The sequence below is a fragment of the Desulfuromonadales bacterium genome (genome assembly GCA_035620395.1).
In the GTDB taxonomy this organism is placed as follows: domain Bacteria; phylum Desulfobacterota; class Desulfuromonadia; order Desulfuromonadales; family DASPGW01; genus DASPGW01.
Genome location: DASPGW010000169.1, coordinates 1 through 8,970, shown reverse-complemented (window position 1 = coordinate 8,970; position 8,970 = coordinate 1). Strand labels below are relative to the sequence as shown.

Genomic DNA, 8,970 nt, shown 5'->3' with positions numbered 1-8,970 from the left:
GGTCTTGGCCAGGTTTTTCCCCGGGATGTGGGCGGCAGCGGCGATCTCCTGGGCGGTGTAGGTCGGGGAGTGGCTGATGGAGGCATATTCGACCTTGCGGTTATCGAGAAAACGCTTCAGTTCCTTGGCCAGCATGACTGTCTCCTTTCCGGAAGGAGCCGACAGCTTCTTCCTTCCCTTGAACGTTGGGGTGCACTGCTGTCTTGTGCCTATTATATCACCGATAAATCGCCATGTTGGACCCGGCCCTCCCGCCAGGAGGAGGGGGAGATAAACGATGGAGACCAGAACCGACCGGCTGGTGCCGGCAGCCTACCTCGGCGTCATCCTCATTTGGACCACCACCCCGCTCGCCATCAAGTGGAGCGGGGAGGGGAGCCACTTCCTCTTCGGCCTGCTCGGCCGGATGGCCATCGGCGCCGTCCTCTGTCTGGCGCTGGCGCTGCTGTTGCGCGTGCCGCTGCCCCGCCACCGCAGAGCGTTGCACATCTATCTGGCGAGCGGGCTGGGGATATGGGGCGGGATGAGCTGCGTCTACTGGGGCGCCCGCTTCATCCCCTCCGGATGGATCGCCGTGATCTTCGGGCTCACGCCGGTCATCACCGGGGCACTGGCGACCTTCGTCCTGCGCGAGCGGGGGCTGACCCCGCCCCGGCTGGCGGGTATGGCTCTGGGTCTGATCGGCCTGGCGACCATCTTCGGCCGGGGCGCGAGCCTCGGGCCGCAGGCCCTCTGGGGGATCGCAGCCATCGTCCTCGCTTCGGCCATCCAGTCGGGCAGCGCCGTCTGGCTCAAGCGGCTCGACACCGGGCTGTCGGCGCTGGCGGTGACCGCCGGCGGCCTGCAAGTGGCGACGGCACTGATCGCCGCGACCTGGCTGCTGGTCGGGGCGCAGTGGCCGGCGCAGGTGCCGCCGAGGGCGGCCTGGGCGATTCTCTACCTGGGGGTGGGCGGCTCGGTGGTCGGCTTCGTCCTCTACTTCTACGTGCTGCAGCGGCTGGAGGCGACCAAGGTCGCCCTGATCACCCTGGTGACGCCGGTTTCCGCCCTGCTCCTCGGCCATCTCTTCAACGGGGAACCGTTGGCCACGGCGGTCGTCTGGGGGACGGCCGCAATCCTCTCCGGACTGCTGCTGGTCCAGTTCGGCGACCGCTGGGGGCGGTCGATGCCGAAGGCGGCGCCAGGGGTGTCGCTGCCGGAGTAGCCTGCAGCAGGGCCGCATGAATTGCCTGGCATTGGACAATTTTCTTTTTGGCGGAAAACACTGCTTTCCCGCCCTCGGCCGGTTGACCATCCGGAAAAGTCTGGTAATTGGTATAAGCCGAACCGGCCGCCGATGAGGCGGCGACGGATATCCAATGAACCGACGAAGGAGGAACGGATGAAAGGGAATGAGAAGGTTATCGAGCAGCTGAACGCCCGCCTTGCCGAGGAGCTGGCCGCCATTAACCAGTATTTTCTCCACGCCGAGATGTGCGAGAACTGGCGTTACGAGTCGCTGAAAGCAGAGATCAAGAAGCGGTCGATTATGGAGATGCGACACGCCGAAAAGCTGATCGAGCGGATTCTGTTTCTCGAAGGCAAACCCATCGTCAACAAGCTGGGCAAGCTTGCCATCGGCGACAACGTGGAGAAGATCCACAAGAACGACTGGGCGGCCGAGAGCGACGCCATCCAGAAGTATAACGAATCGATCCGGATCGCGGTAGAAGCCGGCGACAACGGGACCAAGGAGCTGCTCGATTCGATTCTCAAGGACGAAGAAGCGCACATCGACTGGATCGAAGCGCAGCAGGATCAGATCAAGCAGATGGGCATTCAGGTCTACCTGGGCGAGCAGATCGGCTGAGAGCTGAATCCCGCTACCCGCAGGTTGTTTCGTTTCAAGGAAAAGGGAAGGCGCTTTGCCTTCCCTTTTGTCTGTCCATTGGATATCCCCGCCTATCGGGTCTTCCCGGGCACCCCCGGTTCGGTCATGGGACGTGGGTCGAGGAGTCTTTCCAACTCCGCATCGGGCAGCACCTGCTCCTCCCTGGCCACCTCCCGCACCGTCTTTCCCGACTCGTAGGCCTTCTTGGCAATCTGCGCCGCCCGGTCGTAACCGATCACCGGAGCGAGCGCGGTGCACATGGCCAGGCTCTTTTCGATGAGCGACTCGCAGCGCTGGCGGTCGGCCTGCAGCCCCTTGACGCAGCGTTCGGTGAACTGCCCGGCGGCATTGGCCAGCAGGGAGACCGACTGGAGCAGGTTATGGGTGATCAACGGCATCATGACGTTGAGCTCGAAGTTGCCCGAGAGCCCGCCGAGGGTGACGGCGGCGTCGTTGCCGACCACCTGGGCACAGACCTGGAGCAGGCTTTCGGCCATCACCGGGTTGACCTTGCCGGGCATGATCGAGCTGCCCGGCTGCACCGCCGGCAGGATCAGTTCGCCCAGGCCGCAGCGGGGGCCGCTGCCGAGGAAACGGATGTCGTTGGCGATCTTGAAGAGAGCGACGGCAGAACCCTTGAGGGCGCCGCTGGCCGCTACCGCCGCATCCTTGGCCGCCTGCGCCTCGAAGTGGTTGACCGCCTCGCGGAAGGGGAGACCGGTCACCCCGGCGAGCCCGGTGATGACCTGGCGGGTGAACTCGGGGTGGGCGTTGAGGCCGGTACCGACGGCGGTCCCGCCCAGCGGCAGCTCGAGCAGTCCTTCGACCGCCGCCTCCAGGCGACGAATGGACAGCGCCACCTGGCGGGCGTAGCCGGAGAATATCTGGCCGAGACGCACCGGCACGGCATCCTGCAGATGGGTGCGGCCGATGGTGACGATGTCGTCGAAGGCCTCCGCCTTCTCGCCGAGAGCCTCCTGCAGGGCGAAGAGAGCCGGGATGAGGGTCTGGCGGATCTCCACCGCGGCGGCCAGGTGGAGGGCGGTGGGTATGACGTCGTTGCTCGACTGGCCGAGGTTGACGTGGTCGTTGGGATGAATGGAACGGCTGCCGATGCCCTCGCCGAGAAGCTGGCAGGCTCGGTTGGCGATCACCTCGTTGACGTTCATGTTGGTGCTGGTGCCGGAGCCGGTCTGAAAGATATCGAGTACGAAGTGATCGTCCAGTTCCCCCTGCACCACTTCCTCGGCGGCTTCCATGATCGCCATCGCCCGTTCCCGGTCGAGCAGGCCCAGTTCGAGGTTGACCCGGGCGGCACGCTCCTTGATCATCCCCAGCGCGCGGAGAAATGCCCGCGGGAAGCGCAACCCGGAGATGGGGAAATTGGCCAGCGCCCGGGCGGTCTGGGCGCCGTAGAGGGCGTCGGCGGGAACGGTCATCTCGCCCATCGAATCCTTTTCAATGCGGGTATCGCTCATACTCATCCTTGTGTAATGGCAGTTGCAACCTGTTGAATGCAGATTGAGCATAGCAATCTGACGCCGGCTGTCAACGTCGGAGTTGACAGCGAGACGGACATGAATTTTAGTATAGCTAAAAATATCTTCGCATATTTTAGTTGCTTCCGCTAGAATGAGCCGATGAACAACTTCGCCTTCCTGTTGATCGTCTTCTCCGCCCTGATGCACGCGCTCTGGAACCTGCTGGTCAAGCGCAGCCGGGACAAGACCGTCTTCATCTGGTGGATGTTTCTCCTCTCGGCAGGGATGTTCAACCTGCTGCTGCCGTGGCTCCCCGGACCCTTTCCGCCGCCGTCGGCATACCTGCTGGCGCTCGCCGCGGCGGGGGCCGTCTGCTTTGTCGGCTACCACCTCTTCACCGGCCGCGCCTATCAAAAGGGCGACCTCTCGATCACCTACCCGCTGGCGCAGACGGCGATGCTCTACGTTCCCCTGTGGGGGGTCTGGCTGCTCGGCGAGCGTCTCTCGCTGCACGGCGTCGGCGGCATCCTGCTCATCCTGATCGGCGCCTACTGCGTGCAGTTGCGCCGTCTGACCTTCGACGAGGCGCTGCGTCCCTTCCGCAGTCTCATCGACCCCTCGGTGCAGGCCGCTCTGGCCGCCGGATTCATTTATTCGGTCGGGGCGGTGATCGACAAGACCGGCGTCATGGCCTATTCTCCGCTGTATTTCACCTACCTGCTGGTGATGGGGATGCTTCTGCTGATGAGCGCCAATTTGCTGCGTCCCTGTTACCGCGGCCGAATTCTGCTGGAATGGCGGCAGAGCCGGACCCTGGTCCTGCTTTCGGGACCGGTGATGATGGCTTCCTTCCTCTCCTTCCGCTACGGCCTCAAGCTGGCGCCGATGAGCTACGCGGTGCCTGTACGCCAGGTCAGTCTGCTGATCGGCGTGCTGATCGGTACCTTCTTCCTTGGCGAGACCTGCGGCCGCATCCGTTGCACCGCTGCCCTGCTGATTCTTTCCGGCGTCTTCCTGATCCGTATCGGCTGATTCCCCTCCAACGCAAAACCCTTCGCTTTTTTTCTTTCTGCGGGCTTTGCTTCCCGGGGGCTTTGCGTTACATTGGCCTGTGGCAGTGACGAAATTTAAAACGCCTGCAGGGGGAAAGGATAGAGGATGAAGAATCTGGCGAATTTTTTCTTCGAAGTCGGCATGCTCAAGCGAACGCCTCGCACCGGCTTCCAGTTTCTTGGTTCCGGGACCGAATCGGTGGCAGAACATTCCTTCCGCACCGCGATCATCGGCTATACCCTGGCACGGATGGACGGGTCGGCAGATGTCGGCCGGGTACTTCAGCTCTGCCTGTTCCACGACATCCCCGAGGCGCGCACCGGCGATCTCAACTACGTCAACAAGAAGTACGTCAAGGTCGACGAGGCGAAGGCGGTGGCCGATCTGGCCCGCACCCTTCCCTTCGGCGAGGAGTACAGCGGCGTCATTGCCGAGTTTTCCGAACGGCAGAGCCGGGAGTCGCTGCTCGCCCACGATGCCGATCAACTGGAGATGATCCTGGCCCTCAAGGAGTACAAGGACCTGGGGAACCGTTATGCCGATGAGTGGTACCCCTTCGCCGTGCGCCGACTGAAGACCGAAATTGCGCAACACCTGGCGGAGACGATCTGGAGTACCGACTCGACGCGGTGGTGGTTTGACGACGACAGCGACTGGTGGGTGAAGGGGCGCAAAGAAAGTGAGGAATAGGGATGGCCGCCGGGGAACGTGAACCTTGACGGACGGGTGCAGAAGTGGTAATAAATCCACCTTTGCGATGATCTGATGAATTTCTCTCACCACTCACCTTTTGCCGGGGAGCGGAGCGAACCGATGCTTGACCTCAAATACCTTCGGGATAACCTGGACGAAGCGGAACGGCGCCTGGCCACCCGTGGCGAGGCGGTGAATCTTTCCGCTTTCCGTGAACTCGACCGCCGACGTCGCGATCTGCTCGGCGAGACGGAGGCGCTCAAGGCGGAGAAGAACCGGGTGTCGGTCGTGATCGGCCAGACGAAGGACAAAAGCGGGGTGCAGGGTGAGATCGCCCGCATGAAGGAGGTTTCGGGACGGATCAAGAGTCTGGACGATGAACTCAAGTCGGTCGAAGAGGAGTTGCAGAACCTTCTGCTCATGGTCCCCAACATCCCCCACGAGTCCTCCCCGGTCGGCTCCAGCGAGGCTGACAACCGCGAGGTCCGCCGCTGGGGGGTGCCACGGGAGTTCGATTTCCCGGCGAAGCCGCACTGGGACATCGGCGAACAGCTCGGCATTCTCGATTTCGAGCGGGCCGGCAAGCTGACCGGTGCCCGTTTCGCCCTCTATCGGGGAGCAGGGGCGCGCCTCGAGCGGGCGCTGATCAACTTCATGCTCGACCTGCATACCCTGGGGCACAAATATATTGAAATTCTGCCGCCCTTTATGGTAAACAGGGAGTCCATGACGGGGACCGGACAGCTCCCCAAGTTTGAAGACGATCTTTTCCATGTCGAGGGGCCGGATTACTTTCTCATTCCCACCGCCGAGGTGCCGGTGACCAACATTCACCGGGATGAGATTCTGGCTGGAGCCGACCTGCCGGTCTGTTATGCCGCCTATACGCCCTGCTTTCGCAAGGAAGCGGGCTCCTATGGCAAGGATACCCGGGGGTTGATCCGCCAGCACCAGTTCAACAAGGTCGAGTTGGTCAAGTTCGTGCGGCCGGAGGAATCGGACGCGGAACTGGAGAAGCTGCTGGACAACGCCGAAGAGGTCCTGCGTCGACTGGAGTTGCCGTACCGGGTCGTAGATCTCTGCACTGGCGATCTCGGCTTCTCCGCCGCCCGGACATTCGACATCGAGGCTTGGCTGCCGGGCCAGGCAGCGTACCGGGAAATCTCCTCCTGCTCCAATTTCCGGGATTTTCAGGCGCGCCGGGCCGCCATTCGCTTCCGTCGTGAAGAGGGAGGGCGACCTGAGCTTGTGCACACCTTGAACGGTTCCGGGCTGGCGGTCGGCCGGACGCTGGTGGCCATACTGGAAAACTACCAGCAGGCCGACGGCTCGGTGCTCATTCCGGAAGCGCTTCGCCCCTACATGGGGGGGATGGAGCGCATCGGCGGTTGACGAGACATTCACGGAGGAGTGGCCGAGTGGCTTAAGGCGGCGGTCTTGAAAACCGTTGTGCGAAAGCACCGTGGGTTCGAATCCTACCTCCTCCGCCAGTCCTCGCAATCAAAGGATTCGGCTGGGAGGCCGGACGCAGAAGATAAAACAGAATAAACGGCAAATAAATGGAGAGGTGGCCGAGTCGGCTGAAGGCGCTCGCCTGCTAAGCGAGTGTACGGGGTAAACCCGTACCGAGGGTTCGAATCCCTCCCTCTCCGCCATTTTTAAGCTGCCGTGCGCAACCGCATTCGGCAGGAATATGCGAGGTACTGAATGCCCGGACCGACACGGTTTGCTCTCCTTTTGCTGGTTGCCGCGTTGACTGCAGTCGTCGGTTGCGGCAAACAGGAGGAAAAGCCGAGCAAGGAGGTCGCGCCGGCGGCCGTGCCGCCTGCCCGGAAGTCTGAGGCGCGGGTGGTTGTTCCCGGCGAGGTTCAGGGAAAGTGGGCGGCAGTCAAGATTGCCGTGCTGGACAAGGACCACAACAAGGAACAAGTGTACACCATCGAAATCGGCTCCGAGCTCGCTCTGCCCGACAGCGGACTGGTTCTGAAGGTGAGAAATTTTCTGCCGGCGTTCATCATGGATGGTACCACCATGACCTCCGCCTCCAATGAAACCAGAAATCCGGCCGCGCAAATCGTCATCAGCGAAGGGAAAGCAGAAGTTTTCAAGGGGTGGCTGTTCAGTCTCTATCCAGGAACTCATGCCTTTCAGCACCCCCGATACAGCTTCACTCTCGTTGATTTTGTCCCGGCCATAGCAAAAAAAGATTGACAAGCGGGACGAATTCGGCGATAAATTCAAATTCCGATGCGCGCCACTAGCTCAGCTGGATAGAGCGTCTGACTACGGATCAGAAGGCCGGGAGTTCGAATCTCTCGTGGCGCGCCACTTTAAAAAGCCAACCCCGTGAGTCTTGCCGATATTCAGGACAGGGGCTTCATGCAGCAGGCCCTGGTGGAAGCCGAAACCGCAGCACGGCTGGGTGAGGTTCCTGTCGGGGCCGTTGTCGTCCGGGGGGGCGAGGTTGTCGGCCGCGGTTACAATCTGCGGGAAGCGAGCAACGATCCGACCACCCATGCCGAAATGATTGCCATCCGGCAGGCTGCTGCGACGCTCGACTCCTGGCGGTTGCTCGAATGTACGCTCTACGTGACTCTCGAGCCCTGCGTCATGTGCATGGGGGCGATCATCCTGGCCCGGATTCCGCGCCTGGTTTTCGCCTGTCGCGACCCGCGGGCCGGGGCGGTCGGCTCCATCTACGACTTCTCCCGTGACGAGCGGTTCAATCACCGGGTCGAGGTCACGGAAGGGGTGCTCGCCAATGAGTGCTCCGAACTGCTGAGCGGTTTCTTCCAGTCGCTGCGTGCCCGGAAAAAAGCTCAAAATTAACCGCTTTCCCGGATGCGGGAGACACGGAGCAGGTTCCGCTTCATGCGGAGGGGTGTCCGAGAGGTCGAAGGTGACAGACTCGAAATCTGTTGTACCGCAAGGTACCGTGGGTTCGAATCCCACCCCCTCCGCCAGAAGTGAAAAGAGGCCAGCCGTGACCGGCTGGCCTCTTTTCGAATCCAAACGACGGCGCTAGGCCCATCGCACAAGCTGTCTGCCCATGCCCTGTTGACAAGTCACGACAAATCCGGTAAAAGCGTCTCCGTTCCGGTCGTTTCCGGCCAGAAAATCCTTTACAGCTCTACCCCCTTGTTGTATCCTGCACACCCTGCGGAGAGGTGACCGAGAGGCCGAAGGTGCACGATTGGAAATCGTGTGTACCGCAAGGTACCGAGGGTTCGAATCCCTCCCTCTCCGCCAGTTTCATTTTCCCCGAAAAGACCGGCGCCTATTGCCGACAGAAGTGACAGCCGGGTCCCGCGCAACGGACGGCCGCGAACCCCGTCAGGCCCGGAAGGGAGCAGCGGCAGCGGCCCCAGTCGTGTGCCGCGGGGGCGCCTGGCTGTCACTTGTGCCGGCAATCCATTCCGGTTTCTCCCTGCTGCGCCACTCCCACTTTATCGCTACGGAGACCCTTGCGCCCCATGTCGTATATGGTACTGGCCCGCAAATGGCGCCCCCAGAGCTTCGAGGACCTGGTTGGCCAGGAACATGTCAGCCAGACCCTGGGGAATGCCATCCGAACGGGGCGGGTCCATCACGCCTTTCTCTTTACCGGTGCCCGGGGGGTGGGCAAAACTTCCGCCGCCCGTATCCTGGCCAAGGCCCTCAATTGTGACCGTGGGCCTTCCCCGACCCCTTGCAACGAATGCCCCTCCTGTCTGGAAATCACCGCCGGCCAGGGAGGAGACGTTTTTGAAATCGACGGTGCCTCCAATACCGGTGTCGATGACGTGCGCGAGCTGCGCGAAAATATCCGTTATCTTCCTTCCCGCTGCCGCTACAAGATATTCATCATCGACGAAGTCCACATGCTCTCCATCA

At 61.9% G+C, this 8,970-nt stretch carries 9 protein-coding genes, 5 tRNA genes and 1 other RNA gene; 14 read left to right on the top strand and 1 reads right to left on the bottom strand.

The genetic code is table 11. From position 1 onward, the window contains the following. Positions 1–277: 277 nt before the first annotated feature. Positions 278–1,204: a DMT family transporter gene (locus VD811_09010; GenBank protein ID HXV21106.1), complete on the top strand. Its 927-nt coding sequence runs from the start codon at positions 278–280 to the stop codon at positions 1,202–1,204. Positions 1,205–1,381: 177 nt separating this feature from the next. Beyond that, the gene (bfr, locus tag VD811_09005) at positions 1,382–1,849 is read left to right on the top strand and encodes a bacterioferritin (protein HXV21105.1); all 468 of its coding nucleotides are present in this window, start codon (positions 1,382–1,384) and stop codon (positions 1,847–1,849) included. A gap of 92 nt (positions 1,850–1,941) precedes the next feature. On the opposite strand, the gene VD811_09000 is transcribed toward bfr, so the two are convergent. Further along, positions 1,942–3,348, bottom strand: coding sequence for a class II fumarate hydratase (locus VD811_09000; protein HXV21104.1), 1,407 nt, complete (start codon positions 3,346–3,348; stop codon positions 1,942–1,944). A gap of 162 nt (positions 3,349–3,510) precedes the next feature. On the opposite strand from VD811_09000, the gene VD811_08995 reads away from it, so the two are divergent. From VD811_08995 to VD811_08940, 12 genes are all read left to right on the top strand, one after another. Then, positions 3,511–4,383, top strand: coding sequence for an EamA family transporter (locus tag VD811_08995; protein HXV21103.1), 873 nt, complete (start codon positions 3,511–3,513; stop codon positions 4,381–4,383). A 126-nt stretch (positions 4,384–4,509) separates the two neighbouring features. Continuing rightward, positions 4,510–5,094 carry an HD domain-containing protein gene (locus tag VD811_08990; GenBank protein ID HXV21102.1) on the top strand — a complete coding sequence of 195 codons (585 nt, stop codon included), beginning with the start codon at positions 4,510–4,512 and terminating at the stop codon, positions 5,092–5,094. Positions 5,095–5,217: 123 nt separating this feature from the next. Further along, the gene (serS, locus tag VD811_08985; GenBank protein HXV21101.1) at positions 5,218–6,489 is read left to right on the top strand and encodes a serine--tRNA ligase; all 1,272 of its coding nucleotides are present in this window, start codon (positions 5,218–5,220) and stop codon (positions 6,487–6,489) included. Between the two features lie 12 nt (positions 6,490–6,501). Further along, a tRNA-Ser gene (locus VD811_08980) sits at positions 6,502–6,587 on the top strand. A gap of 71 nt (positions 6,588–6,658) precedes the next feature. After that, positions 6,659–6,752, top strand: a tRNA-Ser gene (locus VD811_08975). 52 nt (positions 6,753–6,804) lie between these two features. Further along, positions 6,805–7,308: a DUF2155 domain-containing protein gene (locus tag VD811_08970; protein ID HXV21100.1), complete on the top strand. Its 504-nt coding sequence runs from the start codon at positions 6,805–6,807 to the stop codon at positions 7,306–7,308. Between the two features lie 40 nt (positions 7,309–7,348). Beyond that, positions 7,349–7,425 (top strand) — tRNA-Arg (locus VD811_08965). Positions 7,426–7,443: 18 nt separating this feature from the next. Continuing rightward, positions 7,444–7,926 carry a tRNA adenosine(34) deaminase TadA gene (gene tadA, locus VD811_08960; protein ID HXV21099.1) on the top strand — a complete coding sequence of 161 codons (483 nt, stop codon included), beginning with the start codon at positions 7,444–7,446 and terminating at the stop codon, positions 7,924–7,926. A gap of 46 nt (positions 7,927–7,972) precedes the next feature. Then, positions 7,973–8,060, top strand: a tRNA-Ser gene (locus VD811_08955). A gap of 198 nt (positions 8,061–8,258) precedes the next feature. Then, a tRNA-Ser gene (locus tag VD811_08950) sits at positions 8,259–8,346 on the top strand. Positions 8,347–8,394: 48 nt separating this feature from the next. Then, positions 8,395–8,493, top strand: an RNA gene (ffs, locus tag VD811_08945) — signal recognition particle sRNA small type. 77 nt (positions 8,494–8,570) lie between these two features. Continuing rightward, a partial coding sequence (locus VD811_08940) for an AAA family ATPase (protein ID HXV21098.1) occupies positions 8,571–8,970 on the top strand: 400 nt, incomplete at its 3' end.